The organism is Aliiglaciecola sp. SL4, assembly GCF_041538045.1.
In the GTDB taxonomy this organism is placed as follows: domain Bacteria; phylum Pseudomonadota; class Gammaproteobacteria; order Enterobacterales; family Alteromonadaceae; genus Aliiglaciecola.
Genome location: NZ_JBGOSE010000005.1, coordinates 248,338 through 274,608 on the forward strand (window position 1 = coordinate 248,338; position 26,271 = coordinate 274,608).

At 43.7% G+C, this 26,271-nt stretch carries 19 protein-coding genes; 9 read left to right on the plus strand and 10 right to left on the minus strand.

The genetic code is table 11. The annotated features are described in order from the left end of the window. Positions 1–318: 318 nt before the first annotated feature. From AB6T38_RS09735 to AB6T38_RS09750, 4 genes are all read left to right on the plus strand, one after another. Positions 319–1,698 carry a TolC family protein gene (locus AB6T38_RS09735; RefSeq protein ID WP_372547136.1) on the plus strand — a complete coding sequence of 460 codons (1,380 nt, stop codon included), beginning with the start codon at positions 319–321 and terminating at the stop codon, positions 1,696–1,698. Next, the gene (locus AB6T38_RS09740; protein ID WP_372547137.1) at positions 1,695–3,413 is read left to right on the plus strand and encodes an efflux RND transporter periplasmic adaptor subunit; all 1,719 of its coding nucleotides are present in this window, start codon (positions 1,695–1,697) and stop codon (positions 3,411–3,413) included. The genes AB6T38_RS09735 and AB6T38_RS09740 overlap by 4 nt, the downstream gene beginning before the upstream one ends. Beyond that, positions 3,406–6,576, plus strand: coding sequence for an efflux RND transporter permease subunit (locus AB6T38_RS09745; RefSeq protein ID WP_372547138.1), 3,171 nt, complete (start codon positions 3,406–3,408; stop codon positions 6,574–6,576). Before AB6T38_RS09740 ends, AB6T38_RS09745 begins: the two co-directional genes overlap by 8 nt. 304 nt (positions 6,577–6,880) lie before the next feature. Further along, entirely contained in the window at positions 6,881–7,612 is a 732-nt protein-coding gene (locus tag AB6T38_RS09750; protein WP_372547139.1) for a MauE/DoxX family redox-associated membrane protein, read from the plus strand. Positions 7,613–7,797: 185 nt separating this feature from the next. Here the strand turns inward: AB6T38_RS09750 and AB6T38_RS09755 are convergent, their stop codons facing one another. The 7 genes from AB6T38_RS09755 to AB6T38_RS09785 all read right to left on the minus strand — a co-directional run bounded on the left by AB6T38_RS09755 (position 7,798) and on the right by AB6T38_RS09785 (position 16,849). Continuing rightward, positions 7,798–8,367, minus strand: a complete 570-nt coding sequence (locus tag AB6T38_RS09755; protein WP_372547140.1) for a PEP-CTERM sorting domain-containing protein — start codon at positions 8,365–8,367, stop codon at positions 7,798–7,800. Between the two features lie 68 nt (positions 8,368–8,435). Beyond that, positions 8,436–9,896, minus strand: coding sequence for an alkaline phosphatase PhoX (locus AB6T38_RS09760; RefSeq protein ID WP_372547141.1), 1,461 nt, complete (start codon positions 9,894–9,896; stop codon positions 8,436–8,438). 164 nt (positions 9,897–10,060) lie between these two features. Continuing rightward, complete coding sequence (tatC, locus tag AB6T38_RS09765; RefSeq protein ID WP_372547142.1) at positions 10,061–10,879, minus strand: twin-arginine translocase subunit TatC; 819 nt, start codon at positions 10,877–10,879, stop codon at positions 10,061–10,063. Further along, complete coding sequence (locus AB6T38_RS09770; RefSeq protein WP_372547143.1) at positions 10,876–11,268, minus strand: twin-arginine translocase TatA/TatE family subunit; 393 nt, start codon at positions 11,266–11,268, stop codon at positions 10,876–10,878. The genes tatC and AB6T38_RS09770 overlap by 4 nt, the downstream gene beginning before the upstream one ends. A gap of 21 nt (positions 11,269–11,289) precedes the next feature. Further along, positions 11,290–11,487 carry a twin-arginine translocase TatA/TatE family subunit gene (locus AB6T38_RS09775; RefSeq protein ID WP_372547144.1) on the minus strand — a complete coding sequence of 66 codons (198 nt, stop codon included), beginning with the start codon at positions 11,485–11,487 and terminating at the stop codon, positions 11,290–11,292. 1,044 nt (positions 11,488–12,531) lie between these two features. Further along, the gene (locus AB6T38_RS09780; protein ID WP_372547145.1) at positions 12,532–15,672 is read right to left on the minus strand and encodes an efflux RND transporter permease subunit; all 3,141 of its coding nucleotides are present in this window, start codon (positions 15,670–15,672) and stop codon (positions 12,532–12,534) included. Positions 15,673–15,682: 10 nt separating this feature from the next. Next, complete coding sequence (locus AB6T38_RS09785; RefSeq protein ID WP_372547146.1) at positions 15,683–16,849, minus strand: efflux RND transporter periplasmic adaptor subunit; 1,167 nt, start codon at positions 16,847–16,849, stop codon at positions 15,683–15,685. 372 nt (positions 16,850–17,221) lie between these two features. Here AB6T38_RS09785 and AB6T38_RS09790 point away from each other — a divergent pair, with 372 nt between their 5' ends. From AB6T38_RS09790 to AB6T38_RS09800, 3 genes are all read left to right on the plus strand, one after another. Beyond that, on the plus strand, positions 17,222–17,800 hold the full coding sequence (locus tag AB6T38_RS09790; RefSeq protein ID WP_372547147.1) for a DsrE family protein: 579 nt from the start codon (positions 17,222–17,224) through the stop codon (positions 17,798–17,800). Between the two features lie 84 nt (positions 17,801–17,884). Continuing rightward, a complete protein-coding gene (locus tag AB6T38_RS09795; RefSeq protein WP_372547148.1) occupies positions 17,885–18,886 on the plus strand; it encodes a hypothetical protein in 1,002 nt (333 codons plus the stop codon). Positions 18,887–19,052: 166 nt separating this feature from the next. After that, complete coding sequence (locus AB6T38_RS09800) at positions 19,053–19,925, plus strand: RimK family alpha-L-glutamate ligase (RefSeq protein WP_372547149.1); 873 nt, start codon at positions 19,053–19,055, stop codon at positions 19,923–19,925. Positions 19,926–19,944: 19 nt separating this feature from the next. Here AB6T38_RS09800 and AB6T38_RS09805 read toward each other — a convergent pair whose 3' ends face one another. Beyond that, positions 19,945–20,397: an Lrp/AsnC family transcriptional regulator gene (locus tag AB6T38_RS09805; RefSeq protein WP_372547150.1), complete on the minus strand. Its 453-nt coding sequence runs from the start codon at positions 20,395–20,397 to the stop codon at positions 19,945–19,947. Between the two features lie 139 nt (positions 20,398–20,536). Here AB6T38_RS09805 and AB6T38_RS09810 point away from each other — a divergent pair, with 139 nt between their 5' ends. Beyond that, positions 20,537–21,289 carry a tryptophan 2,3-dioxygenase family protein gene (locus tag AB6T38_RS09810; RefSeq protein ID WP_372547151.1) on the plus strand — a complete coding sequence of 251 codons (753 nt, stop codon included), beginning with the start codon at positions 20,537–20,539 and terminating at the stop codon, positions 21,287–21,289. A gap of 5 nt (positions 21,290–21,294) precedes the next feature. Then, positions 21,295–22,416: an aminotransferase class V-fold PLP-dependent enzyme gene (locus AB6T38_RS09815; protein ID WP_372547152.1), complete on the plus strand. Its 1,122-nt coding sequence runs from the start codon at positions 21,295–21,297 to the stop codon at positions 22,414–22,416. Between the two features lie 160 nt (positions 22,417–22,576). Here AB6T38_RS09815 and AB6T38_RS09820 read toward each other — a convergent pair whose 3' ends face one another. Together AB6T38_RS09820 and AB6T38_RS09825 are read right to left on the minus strand one after the other, a co-directional pair. After that, complete coding sequence (locus AB6T38_RS09820; RefSeq protein WP_372547153.1) at positions 22,577–24,220, minus strand: response regulator; 1,644 nt, start codon at positions 24,218–24,220, stop codon at positions 22,577–22,579. Between the two features lie 408 nt (positions 24,221–24,628). Further along, the gene (locus AB6T38_RS09825) at positions 24,629–26,092 is read right to left on the minus strand and encodes a DUF3300 domain-containing protein (RefSeq protein WP_372547154.1); all 1,464 of its coding nucleotides are present in this window, start codon (positions 26,090–26,092) and stop codon (positions 24,629–24,631) included. Positions 26,093–26,271 lie beyond the last annotated feature (179 nt).

Genomic DNA, 26,271 nt, shown 5'->3' on the forward strand with positions numbered 1-26,271 from the left:
TTGAGACAAACCACCATGGTTTTCGCGGGGCTAAACCACCCGTTTGTAACATGGCCTTTAGGCCATGGATGTTTGATATAAACCACCGTGGTTTTCGCGGGGTTAAATCACCCATTTGTAGCATGGTCTTTAGGCCATGGATGTTTGAGACAAACCACCGTGGTTTTCGCGGGGCTAAAGCGCCCGCCTACATGCTGGATATGTTGATAAACCTTGCGGGGCTAAAGCACCCGTCTACATGGGATGTATCAATTGATTGTGCGGGTTAAATCAATCGCCCATTGTTCTTTGGAATTATATTATTAATAGAGTTTTGACATGTTTAAGCTTAACTATTTAACCCTTATTTTCTTCGCAGCTGTGTTTGCGTTCTTGTTTCCTGCGGCTCAGGCAAACGTTGATGTGGCCAAACGGCAATTAACCTTGCAAGACGCGGTGCAATTGGCCATCGACAATGATCCTTGGCTAAAGGGCAATCAATTACAAGGACAGGCTTTGTCATCGCAAAGCATGGCGGCTGATACCTTGCCTGATCCGGTTTTATCCATGGGTGTGCTTAATTTGCCAACCAATGGGTTTGCTTTCGATCAAGAAGCCATGACGCAGCTTAAGGTAGGCATTGCTCAACAATTCCCTCGTGGTGACAGTCTTGCTATTCGTAAACGCCAACTTGAGCAGCTTGCAGCTAAACATCCGTTTATGGCGCAAGATCGCAGTGCACAAATTGCAGTTACTGTCTCTCAGCTATGGCTCGATGGTTATGCTGCCCAACAGCAAATTCTGTTATTACAACAGGAAAGCCCGTTATTCGAGCAGTTGGCACAAACGGTAGAGTCACAATACGCCTCGGGGCAGCGTCGTACTCGTCAAGAAGATGTGGTGCGAGCCAACCTTGAACTAGCCCGCCTACAAGACCGCTTAACCCAATTACAAAGTGATAAAGAGACAGCCATGGCGGCTTTGTCGCAATGGATCGCCAAAGAAGGCGTGGATGACAGTTTTATTGACGACGCAGATTTTGCATTGGGCCAAGGAGATGAAAACCTGTTTTCTAAGGTGGCTTTGGCCGAACAGGGGATTTTTAACCGCCAATATTATGGTCAGATACTCGCCAACCATCCCGCAGTGCTGGCATTAAATCAGACCATTTTAGCAGGGCAGGTGGGTGTTGAGCTTGAACAACAAAAGTACCAACCTCAATGGGGAGTGAACGCCAGTTATGCCATGCGCGCCGACGATCAGGCTGGGCAAAGCCGTGCAGATTTCTTTTCAATTGGCGTATCAGTGAACTTGCCTTTGTTCAATCATCAACGCCAAGACAAATCCGTTCAGGCAGCAAAGTACCAAGCAGAATCCTTGATAACAGAAAAACGTTTGTTGCTGCGCAATATGTTGTCACAACTTGAATTGTTGATGAGTCAGCGCTTGCGTCTCGAAGACAGATTAGCGAATTACGACACCTCTATTTTACCCAAAATGCACGAGCAAGCTGAAGCAGAACTTACCGCTTACACCTCTAATAGAGGCGATTTTGGGGAAGTGATGCGCGCCAGAATTAGCGAATTAAATAGTCGTTTAGAACGAGTTTCAATTTCCAGCAAACAACAAAAAGTAAATGCTCACTTACAATATTTCTTTGTGCAGGCAGACCTTAGTGATAGCCAGTTTTCAAAACTGGCTTTAGGAGAACAGCAATGAGTCAAAGCAATAATCAACCTGCAAACCACAATACCAAACTAAAACCAGTGCTTTGGCTGGTTGCCGGTTTACTCGTGGGAACAGCTGCAACCAGTGTGTATTTCAACGCAGCTAATCAGCATGGTCATTCTCAAGCAAGTCATTCAGGCGCTGAACAATCCAATAAGGGGATCTCTAATCAAGATGAACCCCTTTATTGGGTGGCCCCCATGGACCCCAATTTTAAACGAGATCAGCCGGGTAAATCTCCCATGGGCATGGATTTGGTGCCTGTTTATGCTGATAACGGCGCAAGTAACAATGATAGTCCAGGTACGGTTTATATTGCCCCCAATATTGTCAATAATTTGGGGGTGCGCACTGCCAAAGTCACCAAAAGCCAAATGCATGTGCCAATTCACACGGTTGGATACGTTGGATATAACGAAGATAACTTGGTGCATATTCATGCCCGTGCCCAAGGTTGGGTAGACAAACTTTATGTTACCGCCTCTGGTGAGCCGGTGGAAAAAGATCAGCCTTTGTACGCACTTTATTCCCCAGAGCTAGTCAATGCCCAAGAAGAATACCTTCTAGCGGTAAATCGAGGAAACAAGGTATTAATCAACGCGGCATTAGCGCGTTTAGTCGCTTTGCAAATGCCGAAACAAGCGGTAGACACCCTAAAGCGAACACAGAAAGTACTGCAAACCGTTGAATTTCGGTCACCCCAAGCAGGAGTGGTGGATAACTTAAATATTCGCGAAGGTTTTTATGTGAATCCAGAGCGGACGTTAATGTCCATAGCGTCACTTAAAGATGTGTGGGTGGAAACCGAGGTGTTTGAGCGGCTCTCGCCTCAAGTGGAAGTGGGTTTGCCTGTTACCATGAGTTTGGACTATCTTCCTGGTGAAAGCTGGCAAGGAGTTGTGGACTATATTTACCCTACCTTGAACGCACAAACGCGTACCCTGCGTGCGCGACTTAGATTTAGCAATAGCCAACAAAAACTTAAACCAAACATGTTCGCCCAAGTGGTGATCCACAGCAAAGCTAGTGAAAACACCTTGTGGGTTCCGAGTGAAGCGGTGATCCGTACCCGCGAGCAAAACCGCGTAGTAATGGCCTTAGGCGATGGCCAATTCAAATCCGTAGCCGTCACATTGGGCACAGTCGTTAATGGACAGGCACAAATCCTAGATGGATTAGAACAGGGAGATAACATCGTCACCTCGGCGCAGTTTTTACTGGACTCAGAAAGCAGTATCAACTCCGACTTCTCGCGCATGACCGCACTTCCAAATAAACAAGACACCCATGTAAACCATATCAATGCCGGTGGTATGGATCACAACATGGACACCCATGATATGCCGGGCATGGATAGTCACGGAGCAAATAATCAATACAGCCATGCAAGCGCCTCGAATATGGCTTTAGAGTCTGATGGGAAGTCGTTCACTGTAATGGGAGGTGTTAAGGCGGTTTTGTCTGACTCTCGGCAGTTAACAGTGAGCAATGAAGACTTTGATAAGTGGCGGAAGGGTCGCTCAACCATAGATTTTATGGTTGCTGAGGATGTTGATATCAGTGATGTTCATGTTGGCTCGCAAATTCATTTCACCTTTGTCATCCATGCTGGACACTTTATGATCACAGACTTGATGATCCATCCGCAGATGGGGGACAAGGACTCTGACGACGCTGAAATGCCTCAGGGGATGCATCATGATTGAGAAGTTAATTCATTGGTCCATTGATAATCGATTTCTGGTGCTGTTATGCACCTTGCTGATGGTTGGAGTGGGTGTCTACAGCGTAAAAAATACACCCGTGGATGCAATCCCCGATTTGTCTGACGTGCAGGTCATCATCAAAACCAGTTATCCAGGACAGTCACCTCAGGTGGTGGAAGATCAAGTGACTTATCCCATCACAACGGCCATGTTGTCTGTTCCTGGTGCGCAAACGGTGCGTGGCTTTTCGTTTTTTGGTGACTCTTATGTGTATGTGATTTTTGATGACAAAACTGATCTTTATTGGGCTCGAAGCCGAGTTTTGGAGTATTTGTCACAAGTTTCCGCGCGATTACCTGAGTCTGCCGAGCCGCAACTAGGGCCTGATGCCACAGGTGTGGGTTGGGTGTTTATGTATGCTCTAACAGATAAAAGCGGCCAGCACGACATTAGCCAATTACGTTCGTTGCAGGACTGGTTTTTAAAATTCGAGCTGCAAACGGTGCCGGGCATTGCTGAAATTGCCACTGTCGGCGGTATGGTCAAGCAATATCAGGTCACTATTGACCCCGATAAGTTGCGGGCCTACAACATTCCCCTTAGCCATATTCAAACTGCCATCCGCCAAGGCAATCAGGAGGTGGGTGCCTCGGTAATTGAAATGGCAGAAGCGGAATATATGGTGACAGCCAAAGGCTACTTAACCGGAATTGCTGATTTGCAATCTATTCCCCTAGGGTTGAACGCCAAAGGCACGGCGTTGCAATTGCGCGACGTGGCCGATATTCGTTTGGGCCCGCAAATGCGCCGCGGCATTGCCGAGTTAAATGGACAAGGTGAAGTGGTTGGCGGTGTTGCTGTGATGCGCTTTGGTGAAAACGCACAAAAAACCATTGATGCACTTAAAGCTAAATTACAAAGTCTGCAAGGTAGTTTGCCCGATGGGGTTGAAGTGGTAACCGTTTACGATAGGTCGGAATTGATAACCCGAGCGGTAGATAATTTATGGAATAAATTAGCGCAAGAGTTAATCATAGTGGCTCTGGTATGCGCGCTCTTCTTATTTCATTTGCGCTCTGCAATAGTGGCGGTAGTGAGCTTGCCCATGGGCATTTTGATTGCCTTTGCGGTGATGTATTGGCAAGGCATTAACGCCAACATTATGTCTTTGGGAGGAATTGCCATTGCCATAGGAGCCATGACCGATGGCGCTATTGTGATGTTGGAAAACTTGCATAAGCACATGGAAAAAACGCCCTTAACTGAGCAGAACCGTTGGCAAGTTGTGGCTAAAGCGGCGTCTGAGGTGGGGCCTCCGTTATTTTTCAGTTTGTTGATCATCACCGTGAGCTTTTTGCCGGTGTTTATTCTAGAAGCGCAAGAAGGACGAATGTTTGCTCCTTTGGCCTATACAAAAACCTACGCCATGGCCGCTTCGGCGGGGTTAGCTGTCACCCTCATTCCGGTATTAATGGGGTATTTAGTGCGGGGAAAAGTGCTCAGTGAAGCGAAAAATCCACTCAATAGGCTACTGATCGCCGCTTATACGCCGGCACTTAAACTGGTTCTGAGGTTCCCCAAACTCACTCTACTGGCAGCCATTTTGGTGGCTTTGGTTGGCTTTTATCCACTGAGCAAAATTGGTAGTGAATTTATTCCGCCTTTTGATGAAGGGGATCTAATGTATATGCCTACCACTTATGCCGGGCTATCCATTGGCAAAGCCCGCGAGGTATTGCAACAGACCGATAAGTTAATTGCCACTATCCCTGAGGTGAAAAGCGTGTTTGGCAAAATAGGCCGCGCTGAAACCGCCACAGATCCCGCCCCTTTGACCATGATTGAAACCGTGATCCAATTAAAACCACGTTCCCAGTGGCGTGCAGGGTTAACCACTGATGACTTGCGCAAAGAACTCGATGAAGTGGTGCAATTGCCAGGATTAACTAATGCTTGGGTCATGCCCATTCAAACTCGCATTGATATGTTGGCAACGGGCATTAAAACCCCTGTGGGAATTAAAATTGCTGGAGCAGATATTAATGTCATCCAACGAATAGGCCAGGATCTAGAAAAGCTGCTGTCTAAGATGGATGGCACAGCCTCGGTTTATGCCGAAAGGGTGGCTGGTGGACGTTACATCAAAGTAGATATCGACCGAGAAAAATCAGCCCGTTACGGTCTAAATATCAGTGATGTGCAACAAGTTGTCGCCACCGCCATTGGTGGTAGGAATATCACGCAAACGGTGGAGGGGCTAGAGCGGTATCCAGTGAATGTGCGGTATCCACAGTTTTATCGAGACTCCCCAGAAGCCTTGCAACTGCTTCCTATTGTCACTCCCAATGGGCAGCGCATAGCACTTGCGGATGTGGCCAATGTGTATATTGAAGATGGACCGCCGGGGATTAAGAGTGAAAACGCGCGGATCAACGGTTGGACTTACATTGATATTGAAAACATTGATGTGGGTAGCTACGTGGAAAATGCCAAAGCGCTGGTGGCGCAAAACCTAGACTTACCCAGTGGTTACAGTCTGCAATGGGCTGGACAATACGAATACATGCAGCGAGCTTCTGAAAAGCTCAGTTATGTAGTGCCATTAACCTTGGCGATTATTGTGCTGTTACTGTACCTAAACTTCCGAAATATTACCGAGGTGATGATCATTATGGGCACCTTGCCATTGGCATTAATCGGCGGAGTTTGGTTGTTATATATTGAAGGCTTTAATTTATCGGTAGCCGTGGGTGTGGGTTTTATCGCCTTAGCGGGAGTGGCGGTGGAAATAGGCGTGATTATGCTTGTTTATCTCAACCAAGCCTTCCAAGACTTATTGGACAGGCATGTTAAGGTCGATACAAACCAGAGTTTAGACAGCCATGATGAAAAGCCATCGGCAAGTTCTTCAACCATTAGTAACCAAGCGTTAATGGAGTCGGTTTTAGACGGTGCCGGGAAACGGGTAAGGCCGGTGGTTATGACAGTAGCGACAGTGATGATAGGGTTGTTGCCAGTAATGTATGGCACAGGCACGGGTTCAGAAGTCATGAGCCGTATCGCCGCCCCCATGGTAGGTGGCATGGCAAGTGCGTTGTTATTGTCATTGTTAGTCGTGCCAGTGGTGTTCTATTTATGGCGAAAACACCAATTAAAACTGTAGCACGGGCTTCAGCCCGTGAACCGCGGGGCTATGGAATTTAGGGCCATAATTTGCGGGGTTAAAACACCCGCCTACAGGTCTGGGTTGTAGCACGGGCTTCAGCCCGTGGAATGTCGGGGCCATGAATTGTGGGGTCATAATTTGCGGGGCTAAAGCACCCGCCTACAGATCTGGGTGTAGCACGGGCTTCAGCCCGTGGAATGTCGGGGCTATGAATTGTGGGGGCCATAATTTGCGGTGCCTGTAGCATGGCCTTTAGGCCATGGCTCCATTAAACGAAAAACCAACGAATATCGGAGGAATAATGAAAAAAACGGCAAAATTATATCGAATGGAAAGCTCGCAACATATTTGTCCTTTTGGATTGAAATCAAAAGACCTATTGCAAAGAAAAGGTTTCGAGGTTGAAGATCACAAACTGGCCTCACGTCAGGAAACCGATGAATTTAAAAACGCTCACGACGTAAAAACCACCCCCCAGACCTTCATTGATGGCGAAAGGATCGGTGGATACGATGATTTAAGGGCATTTTTTGGTATGTCTAAACCTGGCCAACAGGGCAAAACTTACACGCCTGTCATCGCTATATTTGCCGTGGCTGCACCTTTAGCCATAGCAATGGCTTATTCTTCGGCAATGGCCATTGTTTCAATACAGACATTAATGTTATTCGTTGCATTTTCAATGGCGATTCTTGCGGTACAAAAGCTGCGGGATTTATACAGCTTCTCAAATTCCTTTATTACCTATGATTTGCTTGCCATGCGGGTTGTACCTTACGCCTATGTGTATCCATTTTTAGAGGCATATGTTGGGATTGGGATGGTCGCGAACCTGCCGCCATTATTGATTGCGCCAATATCGTTGTTCATCGGTGGTATCGGAGCCGTTTCAGTTTACAAAGCTGTTTATATGGAGAAACGTGACCTCAAATGCGCCTGTGTTGGCGGTAAAAGTGATGTGCCATTGGGCGCGGTATCATTGACCGAAAACCTATTCATGATCGCCTCCGGTTTGTGGATGTTAACCTTGTAGCATGGCCTTTAGGCCATGGAACGCGCGGACCTGTAGCACGGGCTTTAGCCCGTGGAAACGGATACGAAAACATACGCGGGGGTGTAGCATGGCCTTCAGGCCATGGATCGCGGGGGGCCATGGAATTGCGTGGAAAAACAAAAAAGGGGCGATTGCCCCTTGGTATTCGATGATTGTTTCGCGGTTTATTTTGTTTGTTGTTTGCGAGCTGCTAACAATCCAGCGATACCGAAAAACAATAAAAATAGCGCTGATGGCTCTGGAACTTGCTGTACTTCGGCAATGGCAACTTCTAGGTCGTAGGCGTAGTCTGTGAAAGTATCGAAGAAACCCTCGTTACCACCAACGGCAAGGGTGTATGAACCTGCTTCTAATACTAAACCCGTTAAGCTTCCGCCTAAACCAGGAATATAAGGGCTATTACCGTCTACAAAAACTAGGTTGTCGAAGAAGTCGCTGAAGTCGCTTTTATTTGAAAAAGGAATGGCGAAGTCATGGGCGATTGTGCCCTGGTATAAGCTTAAACCCATAGTGATCAATGAGTCAGTTGTAGCAGTGAAGGTCGATTGCGCAGCTACATCGAAAGTGATGAAATCAATTGCGTCACCAAAGGTATCTTCGTTTAACCAGCCGCTATCACCTACTACTGAGTCAGAAATTAAACCGTCAGTTGGAAGTGAAATAATTGAAGCTGAAGCTGATGCGCTGCATAACAATACAAGAGCCGTTAGCATTGGAGTTAATATACGTTTCATAGTCTTTCCTATAGTGAATAAGGCACCTGGGAAAGCTTTCCTAGGTGCCACTTGTTGTTATATTTAGATTAAAGTGCGCCGTTTTCCCACGGACCAGTAATAGCGAATGTCACACCTGGTGATTGCACATTCACAAACAACCAACGACCGTAGAAACATGCGCCAGCCATTTCTCGGCTAGTGAAGCTACGTCTGTTGCTGCCATCGATTGAATCGCCAACTGAATCCCAAAAATTTGCTTCAGTCCCAGGGTAAATAGAATCGATTTGAGCTAAGTCACCTTGGTCTAATGAAATGTTATTTTCTGCGAACGGGAAGGTTTCTCCCGCCATGGTTAAACCAATAAGGCGTTTAGGGTTTGAGCTGCCATCTTCACACATCAAAATGTTTCCGCGCGGGCTAACAGCGATGTTATCTGGCGCATTTACTTCATTAACGGCGTCGGATGATTCGAAAATGATAGTTAGGGTTTCTTTGCGAGGATCGTAGCAGAAGATTTGTCCAAGGTTGGCTGCGCCACCTGAGGTTGATACGAAGTAGATTTTGCCGTCGTCATACCAGCAGCCTTCGCCACGCTCAACAATTGCAGCGTCTGAAGCTTGGTTGTAACATCTTTCAGTTGTTGCGTCTGGATCAGCAACTTCCTGCCAAGTTACATCCCAAACAGTGCCTTGCACTAAGCCACCACGTAAATCTACGCGCGACTCACCGTTTAGCACCATGGCATACAAGCTGCCGCCAGATTTCAAGTCACCCCATTCGCCCGCAGGAACAAAACGATAGAATGCAGAAGAACCCGCATCTTCAGTTTCATATACGTAGCCAGTTGCTGGATCTACGGCAGCAGCTTCGTGTGAGAAACGACCCATTTCACGAATGGGTTGGCCATCGGAGATGCCAAATCCAGGGACTTCGAACACGTAACCGTGATTTTCTCCTTGAGGACCTTGATTCCAGTTATGGAAGGTTTCTTCACAAGATAACCATGTTCCCCAAGGTGTGCTTCCGCCAGCACAGTTTCTAATCGTGCCGCCAAGGCTGTTGTATGAAGACAAAAATTCACCTTTGACGATATCAAACATTAGGTTAGTGGTACCGCCATTTTGAGCTGCGTTATAAACGCCACGGCCACCACGAGGTGAGGCTGGAGAGCCTTCGCCTTCGGAACATTCGTGGTTACGAACAAGACAAATAATGTTGCCTTTTACGGCAGCTATACCCATGCCATCATGATCAGTCGGTGTAGGTAACAGGTCTGATTGTACTTGACCAGTCCAACCGTAAGACGTGTATTCAAAACCTTCAGGTAAAGAAAGTAGATTTAGACCTGTTGCTTTGTCTGCTGTAGGAGCTAGCGGGCCGTATGAATTGGTAAAGGGTAATGACGCCGCTTGAGCTTTGCTAGAAACTGCCGCAAAAGCTGTGCTTGCTGCTGCAATAGAGCCACCTTTTAATACTTGGCGACGACTAAAAGCAGGTTCAATTTTATCTTCATTCTGTGGGATTAAATCTAATTCTTGTTCTGACATGGTGTTTCTGGTCCTTATAATTAGTGGTTTGGCGCAAGTTGAGCTTGTTATGAAAATCAACTAGCTGAGTACTAATGTACCGACCTTAAATGACAGTTTTGGATCTCTTTTTTTACGCTTTTTTAAACGTTTAATGACAAAAATACTGCTTTTTTATTAATAACTTAGGTGGATTGGTTCGCTTGTTTACGAGGTGCCTGTTGTTGCTCCGACTGTGTCCAATTTATTAGCACGATCGATAACTCATACAAGGCCAAAATAGGCACGCCTAAGGCGATTTGCGAAATCAAATCCGGTGGCGTGATTAAAGCTGCAATGAAAAAGACGCCAACAATGGCGTGTTTGCGATAGTCTCTTAACGTTTGCGCATCGATCACTCCTGCCTTGGCCAACACCAATAGCAAAACCGGCAATTCAAAACACAAACCGAAGGCCAGTATTAAGCGAATAACTAACGCAAGGTATTCACTCATTTTGGCTTCCAACTCCACGTTAATAGTTGCGTTTTGACCGCTTGATTCAAAGCTAATGAAAAACTCCCAAGCCAATGGCATCACAACGTAAAATGCCAGTGCTGCGCCCATAACAAACAAAATGGGGGTGGCAATAAACAATGGAGACAGGGCTTTTTGTTCGTTTTTATACATACCCGGCGCAATGAATTTCCAAATTTGAATCAATGTAATGGGCAAGGTACAAAAGGTAGCACTGAAGAAAGCCAGTTTTATATAAGTAAAAAAGGCTTCATGCAAACCTGTGTAAATCATGCGTCTGCCGCTGTCAGGGCCAAATATTTGGTACAATGGTTGTTGTAAAAAGCTGTAAATCTGTTCGGCAAAAAAGTAGGAAACAGTAAACATCAAAGCAAAAAAAGCAAAGCAGAAAAGTAGGCGTCTGCGTAATTCAATTAAATGAGTCAGCAGTGGCGCTTTGTTCTGTACCTCATCATCTGGGTTGCTGTTTTTTTGTTGAGAATGGCTCATTGAATCTGTTCCTGTTTGGTGGAAGCAGCGGGTTGCTCCAGTTGAACATTTTGACTTTTTTCAACTTCAGCTTTTTTATTTGCAATTTGTTGGGCACGGTTATTATGATATTCAGCGTTTTGCGAGCCAGGTATGAAATCGTCGGGCAAATTACGAATATCTTCGGGGAGAAGTTGCTTCCAGTTTGTTGATTCAGTGGTTGTGCCCTCAACAATACGAATTTCGTTTTCAAGCTGCTTAAAGCCGCCTTTAACATCGTTGATAGTGCGTTTCGCCTTGGTCACAAATTGGTTAATCATTTTGAACATCTTGGGGAGATCCTTAGGACCTATTACCAATAATGCCAAAGCGGCAACAAAACCAAGTTCTATCCAACTGAGATCAAACATACTGTGCTCCCGCAGATATACTTATTGGTTTTCGAGTTTTTCTTTCGGTTGAGACTCGCTTGTACTTTGCGTAGTCTGTTCTTCGTTTTCGCCAATACCTTGCTTGAAGCTCTTGATGCCTTGGGCCAAATCACCCATTAACGCAGGGATTCGACCTCTGCCGAACAACAAAATAAATAACAACGCGACTAGAACTACTTGCCAAATACTTAAACTCATCTTTGTGCTCTCCAATTAAAGTTGGACAAGCATGCGTTGCGAATATGACCAAGCTATGACGAAAATATGAAGTTAAAAAGTAACTACATTCACCCCACAGAAACAGTTGTAGCATGGCCTTCAGGCCATGGGGTGTTTCAGGCATGGGATGTTTCAAACGGCACGCGACCTTGTAGCATGGCCCACAGGCCATGGATTGTGGGTACGTGTTTCGCGGGGCTAAAGCACCCGCCCACAGGCCAAGGGATGTTTCAAACGGCACGCGGCCCTGTAGCATGGCCTTTAGGCCATGGATTGTGGGTGCGTGTTCGCGGGGCTAAAGCACCCGCCTACAGGCCAAGGGATGTTTCAAACGGCACGCGGCCCTGTAGCATGGCCTTTAGGCCATGGATTGTGGGTGCGTGTTCGCGGGGCTAAAGCACCCGCCTACAGGGCATGGGGTGTTTCAGGCATGGGATGTTTCAAACGGCACGCGACCTTGTAGCATGGCCTTTAGGCCATGGATTGTGGGTTAGTGTTTCGCGGGGCTAAAGCACCCGCCTACAGGCCATGGGATGTTTCAGGCATGGGATATTTCAAACGGCACGCGACCTTGTAGCATGGCCTTTAGGCCATGGATTGTGGGTACGTGTTCGCGGGGCTAAAGCACCCGCCTACAGGCCATGGGGTGTAGGCGGCATGGGATGTTTCATACGGCACGCGGCCCTGTAGCATGGTCTTTAGGCCATGGATTGTGGGTGCGTGTTTCGCGGGGCTAAAGCACCCGCCTACAGGGCATGGGGTGTTTCAGGCCATGGGATGTTTCAAACGGCACGCGACCTTGTAGCATGGCCTTTAGGCCATGGATTGTGGGTTAGTGTTCGCGGGGCTAAAGCACCCGCCTACAGGGCATGGGGTGTTTCAGGCCATGGGGTGTTTCAAACGGCACGCGACCCTGTAGCATGGCCTTCAGGCCATGGATTGTGGGTACGTGTTCGCGGGGCTAAAGCACCCGCCTACAGGGCATGGATTGTGGGTACGTGTTCGCGGGGCTAAAGCACCCGCCTACAGGGTGCTTTGATGGGGTGTTGCTTCGCTTTCGGGCTTGGATAATTTTCCTTTGATCCATCTAAATGGCAATTTAACATCATCTAGAATTAGATACATACATGGGATCAGAATCAAAGTCACTATGGTGGCGTATATAACCGCGAAACCTAAGGCGATCGCCATGGGCACTACCATTCTTGCCTGCATGCTGGTTTCGAACATAATGGGTACTACGCCAACAAAAGTAGTGATTGAGGTTAGTGTGATTGCTCTGAAACGAGCGCAACCAGCGTCGAGCACCGCTTGTTTAATGTGTGTGCCGTTTTTACGCATAGTGTTGATGAAATCCGTCATCAACAGGGAGTCGTTAATTACCACCCCCGCCGCGGCAATCAGGCCGAAGGTCGACATGGTGCTAAGATCGGTATCAAAAATAAAATGCCCCCATATAGCACCAGTGAAACTGAAAGGAATAACCATCAATATCATGAATGGCTGCATGTAGCTCTTAAGTGGTACGGCTAAAAGAATGTACATCATGATCAAACCGGCAATGAAAAACAGAATTTGTTCGTTCTGTTGAGCTTGGGTTTCTTCAATTGCACCGCCTAATTCTGTTTTCACTGATGGGAAGAGTTTTTGCATTTCAGGCAGCAGTTCATTGGCTATCTTTTCCACCACTGAGTTGGGTTCTACCGCTTCTTCGTCGATGTTGCCATAAACATAAACGCTTCTGTAACCGCCTTCTCTGCGAATATAACTGATACCAGGGGTTTCTTCTAAATTAACTACATCGCCTAACATGACTTCTTTGCCTGAGGGGGTGGTGATCACTGCGTATTTTAGTTCCGCAAAACGCTCTCTAGTTAGCCTAGGGTAGCGAACCATCACTTTCACTTCTTCACCATTACGAATGACCCGTTGGGCTTCGCCGCCATAAAAACTTGTGCCCATTTGATTGGCGATGGACGAAAGATCTAATCCCAAATCATAAGCCACTGGTAACAACGTCATTTGGATTTCTTTACTGGCGGGATCGATAGTGGAACTTATATCGAATAAGCCTTCTTCTTGTTGCAGTAACTCAATGAATTTGAGTCCTGCGGCATTTAAGGTTTCAATATCTGGACCAAACAAAAGGTAGCCAAAATCACCATCTCCGCCTCCTTCTGAAAAGGGATTATCTCTAATGGTAAATGACTTCATGCCGGGAATTTCGGGTATTTCCGAGCGCCACCTTCGTGCCAATTCAAAGGTATCGAAGTGCCGTTCTTCTTCGGGTACAAGAGCGATAAGAACCTGCCCTTCGGTGCGCCCGTCATTAAATGAAAAAATGTCTCGAATTAAGCCGGAACCATATTCATCTATCACCTCATCTTCGACTTTTTTGATGATCTTTTCGATAAGGTGTAAGGCTTCAATTGTTGCGGTGTCGGAAACAGTTTCATTCATTTCTATACGAATGCTGGGGAAATCATGGGGAACAGAAGGGGTTGGTACCATGCGTACAAATTTACCGGTAATTAATCCAATGCTGATAAGTAAAAAGGCAACAAAAGTAGCGAAAACTGCCCACCGGAAGCGGGTGCAAACTTCAATAAAGTTGCGATATGGCCCGTTAACAAAAGCGAAAAAGCGAGTATTGAATCTATCTCGCCAACTTCCTGCTTTAATTGGTTTGAAGTTAGTGTGCGCTAAATGGGCGGGTAGGATTAATTTAGATTCAACTAAACTATAAGCTAAGCAGAATATAGCTACTCCGGCAATATTCCACATAAATGTACCTAAAAAACCGCTTCCTTGAGTAAAGGGTAAAAATACCGCTATGGTCGTTAACACACCAAAGGTGGCTGGAGTGGCCACGCGCTTGGCTCCTCTAACTACATTTTCTACTCCTCCACCGTGTTTTTCGATTTCTGTATAGGCACTTTCGCCTATAACAATGGCATCATCGACGACAATACCCAACACCATAATGAAGGCAAATAACGACAAGACATTAATGGTGAGGCCGAATACACTCATGGTTAAAATTGCGCCTAAGAAGCACACGGGCAGACCTATCATCACCCACAATGCCAGCCTAAACCGCAAGAACAAGGTCAACATAAACGCGACTAATATGGAACCTTGAAATAGGTTGCTAAGCATCATATTGAGTCGTTCTGTGACGTAGGTGGTCATATCAACTAAAATTTTTAATTCTAAGCCGTCAGGTAATGTCTCGTTGCGGCTGGCAACATAGGCTTTTACCGAATCTGCCACTGCTATCATGTTTTGGTCTTTGGTCGCATTCACCGACATATAAATGGCATTTTGGCCAGAAAAGTTAGCGTAGCGTTCACCCTCAGTAAAACCATCTTGAATAATGGCTACGTCTTTAAGTAAAACTTTAGCTCCATTGGAACCTATTTTGATTGGAATGTGGCGAAACTCATCACCTTTGTAAAACTGGTTTTCTACGCGCACGGAAATAATCCCCGTGTCGGTGCGCAGTTGTCCTGCGGAATAGTTTGCTGAAAAACGTTGAATGGCTAGACGAATTTCATCAAGGGTGATGTTGTATTTGCGTAGTTCGTCGGGCTTAATTTCAACGGCAATTTCGTCATCAGGCGCATATAAGTCGATTAAAGATACATTGTTTAACTGTAACAGTTCGGTCTCAATCTCTTTGGCTACCGGTTTTAATTCTTCTAAGGTTGAATCACCCACAATGGCCATTTCTATGACGTCTTGGTTAAACTCTTCTTGGTAAACGGTGACCGGTTCCATGCCCGCCGGAAAGGTAGCGATACCATCTACGCGCAACTTAACTTTGTCTAGTACATCAGACAGTTGCTCATCGGGATCAATTTCTAAGCTAACTCTGCCACTGTTTCTAAATGCCCTTGAAACACTGCGTTTAATCTCGGTAACGTCTTTTAAGGCTTCGTCTATTTTAATCAGAATACCTTCTTCAATTTCCTGTGGGGAGGCCCCTGGGTAATTGGCTTGAATGCTGATGAAATTGATTTCTAGGCTAGGGAACATCTGTCTAGGTAAAGAAAAGTAGCTTGCTGCGCCCAGAATTGCGATAAATATCATGAGCAAGTTGGCAGCGACAGAGTTATTAGCAAAGTAGGCGATTAGTCCAGTCTGTTTGGCTTCATTAGTCATTATTTTTGGCCTACTGGTTAGGTTGCTGGGCAACTAAATCGTCATCTTGTTGTGCGTTATACAAGCGCACTTCCATATTTTTTTGCGGGTAATCTGGAATTGTGGTTACCACGCGGTCTGACTCGTTCAAGCCGCGTTTTATAATGAAATGCGCACCTTCTTCACGAATAATATCTACCGGTTTAGGTTGCAGTTTGTTATCGTTATCAACTACCCAGACTTGCTTATTGGTCACCAAGTCTTGGGGTAAACGATATACATCTTTCAGCACCTGACCCGAGATGTTAACCTCAACATAACTACCAAATTTCAGAGCAGGTACTTGGCTTTTTAAGCCATAGGGATCATCAATTTGGACGACAATATGACTCATTCGTGTAGCTTGATCGATAACGCCTGTATCACGAACTACTTTGCCCGCGCGGCTAAAAGTGTTTACGCCCTTAACGATGACTACCGCGTCTTGATTCTCAAGGTTAGCGGGCAAAAAGGCACTATCGAAACCAGCTATTGGGAATAAAACCTCTGCAGATTCAATGTTGTTTAGGGTTCCCACTTTAGCGCCACTGCTAACGTATTCTCCTAGTCCAATGGTGCGTTCTATTACTAGAGCATCAAAGGGAGAGGTGACCTGGCAATTATCTAAATCGCGTTGGGCTATTTTCATTCTTGCTTGGGCAGATTTAAGCGCCGCTTGTGCACTCATTATTTGAGGCTTTCGGAGATACAGGTCACTTACTTTGCTATTAGGAAAGTTTTTCGCTTCTTGTTTTGCAACTTCCCCTTGAGCTTGCTCTTCAATTAACGCACTTTGCGCTTGAATATATTCTGCTTCCGCCTGCAACAGTGCTGCTTCGTATGTGTCTTTTTCGATGCTAAATAAGACTTCGCCACGTTTAACTAAACCGCCGGCAACAAATTTAGGATTCCAACTGATTATTTCGCCCGAAACCTGAGCTGATAAGTTGGTGCTTTCCAGCGGCGTAACTTCACCAAAGCTATGAATGAGCACTTGATAATTAATAGATTCAGCGGAAACTATGTTGACCAAGGGGCGGGTGTCAACCTTTTCTTCATCGGCTTCTTCTTTACCTGATGCGCCTATAACCATCATAGCGCCAATTCCTATGCCAACTATTGCAACGAATAGGAGTGCCTTAATCCATGTATTATTCATACTAACTCACATTTTAGTTATTATACTTTAAGGGTATTTGCTTGTTTTATAGTTTTTATATTGTGAAAACAAATAGTAATACTTCACATCTAAGTCCCTTCCCATAACGTAAACAACCGTTTTAAGGAAAGCCTAAATTGTTTTTAATAGTTCAAATGTCGGTGATCTTACCTTGTATACGAGCAATAAAGAAGATTTTAGGTTAGCTGAATTGTTAAAATATGTGTATTTATTTACTTCTACAGGGATAAATCACCGAGGCTAGCATAGTCAGTTGCTATATGTTCTGTAAGCAGTTGAGAAAACTTTCTCAGAGAATTTACAAAAATAGGGTAGTATTTGCTAGGGATTTAAATTTGGGGAGTCTGAAGGTTGAAACTGTTCACTGTAATGTTAGGTATTTGTCTGTGCTGTGGATTGGGCGCATTCGAAAGCGATGCTGCACAAAAAGGTACGTCTGGTGCGAATAAAGAAATTGGGAAGTTTACAACTGGTCCCGTGATCCAAGATTTTGGTAAGCATGCAAAAGTACAAATTGACCAAACCTTCGACGCTAATACTGAATTTAAAGTGGCGTTTGACGTAAGTAAAACCAGTGGGGAGAAAACCTTAAACCGACACTTTGATAGCTTAGCCCGCTTTCTCAACATGCTGGTGGCTAATGGTGCGAAACAAGAAAATATTCATTTAGCTTTGGTTGTTCATGGTAGTGCAGGCAGCGATTTACTTAACCCCTCTGCATATAAAAAACGATTTGATGCCGAAAATCCCAATCATCCGTTAATTGCCGAACTATTAACAAACAATGTTGAAGTATATCTTTGTGGCCAGTCTGCAGCATTTCGTGACGTTAGCAACGATGAGCTTATTGAGGGCGTTCAAATGTCGCTTTCCGCCATGACCGCTCATTCGTTGTTGAATCAACGCGGCTATTCAGTGAATCCTTTTTAGGTGTTCATGTTGTTATTGTTAAATTGTGCAATTTTGCTCGATGACTTGTTTTAGTGTTAAAGAATACATGTTGATTGGATGTCTGTGAGAAGTAAAAGTTTTAGTTTATGTATCAATTCAGCTTATATAGCAATTTGTATTGCTGTTTGCTTTATTCTGGTTAATATCGCTTCTGGATTGGTGGTAAGTCCTAAGTTGTTATCCCATGAGGTACAGATAAGAGATGTAGCAGCCTCTTTTGCATTGCCAATTATTGGTGGTTTTTGCTTTTTCATTTTGCCGTTCATTATTTCTATCGCTTATAAAGAAGTGTTAAGCAATGGGCAAAACTGTGGATTATCACTAAGTCAGTCTACGAAACTTGCTTGTCAAATTAAAAATATTCCTCGCAAAGTATTAATAATCTGTGTGGTTGGCGGTTTCTTGATGATGTTTAGCTATTTCTATTCTGAGCATCTTTTCTTTGTGGAAGACTTAAGTGATGAAGAAAACCTCATACGTTATCCACTCATTTTGCAAGCCTGGTGGATGTGGACAGGCATCTTTTTATCTATTTCGGTGATCCTGCGCAATACAAAAATTATTGATAAGTTTATTGTTGAATATTTAACCGTGGAGTTATTTCGCAATCAGCACAGGTATCCGTTTGCGAAGGCGGTATTTTGGAATGCTTTATTCTTTTCAATCGGTATTTCTTTAGTGCCCTTGTTTTGGATTGGCGGCGAACCTCTATTTAAAGACTTTTTACTTGCTATGACTATCTTATTAATTTTGATTAATTTGACCTTTTACCCGCTGATAAGTATTAGACAAATAAAAAGCAGTACTTTTGAAACCCTTAAAGCTGCAAACCAGTATGAGTGGCATGTGTCACAGGTGACGACTCAGATTAGTTTTGAAAAGCTAACGCCCCATGAGCGTGATTTGATATTAAGTGATGCTCAAAGCTTGAATGAGTCCTCACCAAAAAGATGGACAAACCTGTGCCTCTTAGTTATGCGTGTATCTATCCTCATCGCCATTCCATTTTTCACTTGGAGCATATTTAAATTGCTTAATAATTCGTTATTCTTAGTGCAAATTTAGAGCTTTTTTCTGCACTAACAAAGTATTGAGCCTAAATAAATACACCAATCTATAAATTTATCTTACATTTCTTTAACAATGCTGGAGAAGTGAATAATTCTCCGTTATTCTAACTCTTTATTTGCGACAAAAGCCTAAGTCTGCGCTATTACATTCAGGAAAATCGATGCGAAAAGTAGCCATTTTATCGACCAATGATCTAGAAGATTTTTTCGTTTATGATCACTTGTTCTATGAACCCTTAGAAGAGGTGGGCTGGGAAGCGGTAGAAGTGTCATGGCGCGCGAAAGATATTAATTGGAGTGATTTCGAAGTCGTGATCATTCGTAGCACTTGGGATTACCAAAGTGACGCTGATGCTTTTTTAGATGTGTTACAGAAGATAGTGGCAAGCGGCGCTAAGTTGGAGAATAGCTTAGAGTTGGTGCAGTGGAATATTCGCAAAGATTATTTGAAGTCACTTGAGGTAAAAGGTGTAGGCATTGTCCCCACCATTTGGTGTGATACCTTTGACTTTGAGCTGATAAAAAGTGCTTTTAAGCCATTAAATTGCCACGAAATTGTTATCAAACCCTTGGTCAGTGCTAATGCTGATTACACATATCGCCTTTCTTTAGAATCTGTTATTGAAGAGCAGCAAGGTTTGACAGAGATCTTTTCTTCACGACCTTACATGATCCAACCATTTCTAAAAAGTGTGGTTAATGAAGGGGAATATTCGCTGTTCTATTTCAATGGCGAATACAGTCACTGTATTGTGAAAGTGCCAAAGCAAAATGACTTTCGAGTTCAAGAAGAACACGGTGGTCAGCTTCGCAGCGTTGAGGCAAATGAACCTTTGTTAAAAGCGTCACAACAGGTTTTAGCTGCGCTACCAGAAATACCTTTGTATGCGCGTATTGACTTAGTTAAATATGAAGACGCTTATGTCACCATGGAAGTGGAGCTTATTGAGCCTTCACTGTATTTCAATATGGATGTAGATTCTGCGCAGCGTTTTGCGACAAATTTTGTGAGTAAATATGGGCGCGGCAATTAATTTGGTGTAGCAAAACAAATTAAAGCATTTTGCTGTAATGGCCATTTTGTTTGACTAAGCGCGTGGTGATTGCGGTATTAAAGCGTAAAACTCCAGGTAACTTGCTCAAATCAATCCGTAGCAATTCATCAAAATCAGTTATGTCCTTGGCTAAAATTTCCAAAACATAGTCAAACTCCCCTGTAATTGCATGACAAGAGCGTATGGATGAATGATTGATAATCGCCTTCTCAAACGTTTGGTGTTGTCCAATATCAATAACAACATTGACCAGGGCGCGAATGTTCAACCCCATTGCCTGCGGCGACAGAATGGCGGAAAATCCAGTAATCACTTGTTGTTCTTGCAATGTTTTGACTCTGTTCCAACACGGAGTCTTACTCAAACCTATGGCATCCCCCAGGGTTGAGAAGGAAAGGCGACCATCTTCTTCGAGTTGAGAAACGATCTGTTTATCTTTGTTATCCAGCATTAATTCCGATCCTCGTTCTTCTATATTTCGAATATAAAGAACTTTGTTCTAAAAAAAATAAAATATCAAGTATTTGAAGAACAATGTTCAAATCACTATCTATTATCATGAGTTCCGAAATAGTCATTTGGAAAGCCCCATGTACCGACAAAAATATAGCCGCTTATTAGAAAACCCTGAAATCCTTGATTATGGCGCTTATTTGCAGTGCGATAGTTTATTGAAGTGCCAAAAACCCCTAGATAAATTATGTAATTCAGATGAGCTACAGTTTCAGATTGTGCATCAGGTTGAAGAGTTGTGGATGAAGTTGATGATCTTTACCCTTATTGATGTTCTTGAATACATGCAAACTGAACAAAGTCATAGAGTCATTTCGCTGATGAAGCGGGTGCACATGTTGCAAAAAATGATGATTGAACAAATGGACTTGTTAGAAACAATGTCTCCTAAAGAATACCAACAGATCCGACTACAATTAGGTAATGGTAGTGGCCAAGAATCACCGGGTTTTCGCACCTTAGTAAAAATACCTGCCGATATATGGAGCGTATTCAATCAGTATTACATCGAGAGCCGCAACACTACTATTGAAGCTATCTACGACAGCCAATATCAGCATGACGACAGCTATGTTATTGCTGAAAGTTTAGTTGAATTTGATGAGTTGTTGCAGAAGTTTCGTTGGCAACATTTGTTCTTAATCCAAAGTACTATTGGAATGGAATCGCACTCCCTGAAAGGTCGCCCGGTAGATTTGTTAAAATCCGGGGCGCGAAACCAATTTTTCCCCGAATTATGGCAGATCCGAAATCAGATGACAGATGCTTGGGGAGAATCTAATGGCAAAGTACGCGACTCTATTCTTAAAAAACAAGCCAACGGGAGTTAACCAGGGTGAGTTTTAATGAGTTGTTCAACCTTCCTCCTAACCCTTATTTTTTAAGTCATTCGGTAGGATGTTTAGCCAAAAAATCGGAGTTTAGTTTGGCTGAAAACTTTCTAACCCCTTGGAAATTGTCAGGGGGAGATGCATGGCAACATTGGTTACGCACTGTGAATTTGTTTTGCACTAGCCTAGGTCAACTGTTTAACGCAGACTCTGCGGATTTTTGCCCGCAAACTAACCTTTCTAGTGGTTTTACAAAGTGGTTGATGGCGTTACCAAAAAATACTGCAGCAACGGCCAAACGCAAGGTGCTTATCCATGAGGATGCGTTTCCATCCATGGGCTATGTAATCCAGGCAATGCAGCAGCTAAATTTTGAGATTGAATTCATACCAGCATCGGAATCGGCCTGTAATATTGACACTTGGCAGCGGTATATTGAAACCGATATTCACTGCGTTTTGGCCACCCATGTTCATTCAAATACAGGTGAGGTTTCACCTATTCAATCAATTGCGCAAATCTGTAAACTGCATTCTTGTTACCTAGCTGTGGATGTTGCCCAGTCTGCGGGTATTTTACCCATTGATCTAAATTGCTGGGATGTGGATGCGCTCTTTGGTTCAAGCGTTAAATGGTTATGTGGCGGCCCTGGAGCTGGTTTTATGTGGATTAATCCTAAGAGCGTCGAGCAACTACAACCAATTGATGTGGGCTGGTTTTCTCACTGTGATCCTTTCGCAATGGAAATCAAAGACTTCCAATATGCCAATGACGCAAAACGGTTTTGGGGTGGAACACCCAATATTGCGCCTTATGCATTGGCTTTAGGCGGGTTACAAACGATTTTAGATATTGGACAGGCATCAATTTTTGCGCATAACCGACGGTTGGCTGGGAAGTTTTTGCAAACGGTGAGTCAAAGTTTGTCTCAGCCTGTTGATTTGCAAAACAATGGGGGAACTTTGTGTCTAAAATTGCCTGATACTCGCATATTGGCCATTAGTCAGGGCTTAAAAAAGCGTCACTGTTATTTTGATATCCGAGCTAATGTAATACGCTTGTCCTTCCATATTTATAATTCGGAACAAGAAGTGGCGTTGCTGACGGACGTATTTAATCAGGAATGACAGCATGCCAGTGATTCAAAGCATGCTTTATTTGGCTAGGCTAGCTCCGGTTGCGCCATAGATGCTAATAGGAGGCTATTTGTTCACTCTAGAGGTTGGCAAAGTGTGCGACAATTTTCTAACCTCTAAAGTGAATCAAGGTCTAACTTTGTACAATGAGCTAGTGAGCCGCAATTGATGGGTCGATTACAGCTAAATATTCATCCATTTTTTTATGCTGGTTAGGAGACAAGGCAATAGAATCTAACAAGTTTTTACACCGTTGTAGACAGGCAAGCTGCTCTTCGTCAAATTGCACTTCATCGATTAATTTGACCATCACTTTAAGAATACTTAATGCCATATTAGGATTCTTAGGTGCTAAAACAAAGGCTTGAGAGAGCAACTCGTATGCTGGTTCATAGCGCTTATTTTTGTAGTGAGAAGATGCCATTTCGCCGAGCTCTTTGGGAGAATAGCGAATATCTGTGCGCTCTTTTGTTTCCTGATCTAAATACTCATTAATCACTTGGCCAATAAAACTGTCACCTTCTATTTTAGATTTGACCGAATCCAGTAGGCGGATTGACTCTTCCCAATAGCCCATCTCGTGGAATGCTTTTACTTTATCTAAGCTATCTTCAACTGAGTTACCGGTTTTCGTGTCCATGTGATCTTTAATGATTTCTTCAGCAGCTTTTTTGTCACTTTTCAGATTGAGCATGCGCGCATTAATAATGGCTAATTGCTCGGTTAACTGACTGTCATGGCCATATTCGTTTATGAAAAAAGACAAGTCACGTTCGGTTTTGGCAATCAATCTAGTAGCTTCTTCACCATTTAATGAGCCTGCTAAGTCAATGGCGGCACGGATCACGTTGAGATTTAAATCTGGGGTATCATGGATAGAGTTTTTAGCAAATTTGGCCATATTCATGGTGGCCATGTACTGGCCTTTTTTATCATGATTGAGGCGAGCTAAATTCCATGATTTTTTATTTCTATCCAAATTACGCGGGGCGAGTTTGGTGGCTTCTTGAATGATTTCATAGCCTTTGGCGTATTCTTCTTTTTCGATGTAATATTCAGCTAATGCGTCATAGGTTGTAAATCGCGTGTCATCGCGTTCTAGCAGTTCATCGGTAAGGGCTATGGCTTCAGACATTTTATCTTGTTTTAGCAGACTTCGTGCTAGATTCACTTGAACCCAGCCGTATTTATAGCGCTGGGCGAGTTTTCGATAAAATGTTTCTGCTTGGGAAAATTCTTTGAGGTTAATTAGACACTCGCCGATTAATCGATTAATCATAGGGTAGTACTTACTCAATGATTCATCTTTTAATTGGCGCTCAGCATAATAAATGGCCGTTGGATATTCCGCTTTATCGATGCAATAGGATAATTTATGCAGCTTTTCTTTAATCGCGAATAAGTACTTGAAGCGCTTTTCCATGGTTTTACGATCTAAAGGTTTTACCCAAAAATCGCTAGGCTGCAATTCAACCACACAATTTACCAGTGACATAGAGGTGTCAGCGCTTAGAAAAATAACCATGGTGGTTTTAGTGATATATCCTTTGAGTCGCATTTCTTCAAGTAAATTGAAGCCATCTTTATCGCTGCGAATATCAAAGGAAATTAATACCACATCAAATTTAGTTTGCTCACACAAACGCAAGGCATAGTACGCATTTTCAGCGCTTTTACAGTTATGGATACCGATCTGGGCTAATGCAGACTTAATGCTATCGTGCACTAACGCTTGCCCATCAATAACCAATATATTTAAGGCGTTTAATGGTTTTTGCGGGGGGATTTCAATCAATTCTTAATTTCCAACATCTTATTATTTTTTGTGGAAGGTCGAATACAACATGTTCCTTAGTAGAAAGACAAATGTGCGAATTATTTGCTCGGTATTGAGGAGGGGATTATCGCCCGATAAATTGGCACACAATGGAGAAAAGTCCTGTTATGTTGCCACTCATCCAAACAAAGTCCAAGGCAATGTTTACTGAAAGTTTAAAACGGTTTTGAGTGTTTATTCTCACCCGCTTTAAAGTTTCGTATTTCTATTTATCTCACCGCTAGGGATCAAAATGACCACTTCGCTTTATCATTGCTCAAGATGTGGGGATTAGCAAGCAACTTAAGACCTAAAGCAAACAAACCTGACGCGCCAAGGTAATCTGAATCAGGTTTGTTTGTCAATTAACGGTATTGAAAAACAAGTTTAGCGCTCTTTTGATTGCGCTTTGTTACTACTTTGTCTTTGTATCGTTCTATTGCTCGAACTTTTACTGCTCATACGATTTGGTGAATAATTGCGACTGCTCTTTTGCACGCTTTGAATTTGCTTATTTGAGTAACGCTGTGCAGAGTTACTGTTTTTGCTTGAGCGCGTACTAGCAGCACTATTAACTTTATTCCGAGAGACATTGCTGTTTTTGCGCTGGGCGCTGTTTTTATTGGTTGTAATATGATTGCTCTGGCGCTGGGCGTTAGTCTTAATCTGACGTTGTTGCTGAGTTCCTTTTTGCGAGCGCTGCACCACAGTATTCCGAGATTGCGCCGATACCTTACGTTGATTCGATTTATCCTTAATATTTGAATACTTTTGGTTTTTGTTCGACTGTAAACGCTGTTGCGTCTGTTCAACCTTTCTATTGGTTTTAACGGATGTGTTATGGTTACGTACTTGAATCGGTCTTGATTTATCAACTATGCGAGTTTTACTACCGGTACTGATCACCCGTTTGTTATCATTTCGATTTTGCTGACGATATACCACCTTAGGCGTTTGCACGTCATACCTCACTCCTCTTCTATGGGTAGGGTTGTGCTGCCAGCGCTGAAATTCACGTGAATTTACTCTACGCACACCATCATCGCGACGGCCGTAGCCATACGAGTGACGATTATTGACTACTATGAAACGACTGCGCCAGTTAAAGGCCCCCCAAAATAAGTTGTAACGAACATATACTCTAGGGCTCCAATATAAACCTGCATGTCGATAATAATGAGTCGGACGATGCCAGAAAATCGGAGGGTAGTCGTGCCACCACCAGGTTCCATAAACGATGCGAGTATCATAATATGGGACATATACAATTTCTGAGGAGGCAGGTTGAATAACGATATTCTCGTCTTCTTCTACCACTTCAATGTATTCGCTGTTCTCTAAACTGCCTTGTTCATAGGCTTTGTGACGCAGATTCTGGACGCTAGTTAATACCTGCTCTTCATTAATTAAAAATGCATCACCTAAGTCTTGCAGCCAGTTAAGATCTTCAGTTAATTGCTGCAACAATTCATGGAAGGGGACTAGGGCTTTAACACTGGGATCCCAGTCTTCATCAGCGATGGCTTCCATCACCTCATCTTCTGACAAAGATTGATTCTTTTCTCGCCATCGGGCTGCTTGCACAACTTCTAGTGGATAAGTAGAGGCTACTAAAACATGTGATAACACGGAATCTGGATACAATGCGACCGGGGCTAGCATTTGGTCAAGTTCTGCTTGATCAAGTAAGTAAGTACTTTGTTGTGCCGAATCATCATCGGTTGTGTCGGAATTTTGCTCGATCACAATTACCTCTTGAGGTTCTTGCGCTTGTGCAAGATTGACCGCCAAGGACACGATGACAGAAATTAAGGCCAAGTACACTAAAACGTACTTTGTGCTGCTTTTCATAGTATTCTCCTTTATTACAGAATACTTATAGAATGTTTGTCCTTAACCTTAGCTGAATCAAAAATGAAAACTTCATATAAATCGAAGTAAATAAAACAAAACATGAACGATCTTTCTTCTGATAATCCCCGTAATAAGTTACAATCTCAAATAGAATAACTGGTTCTCACTTCGAAAAT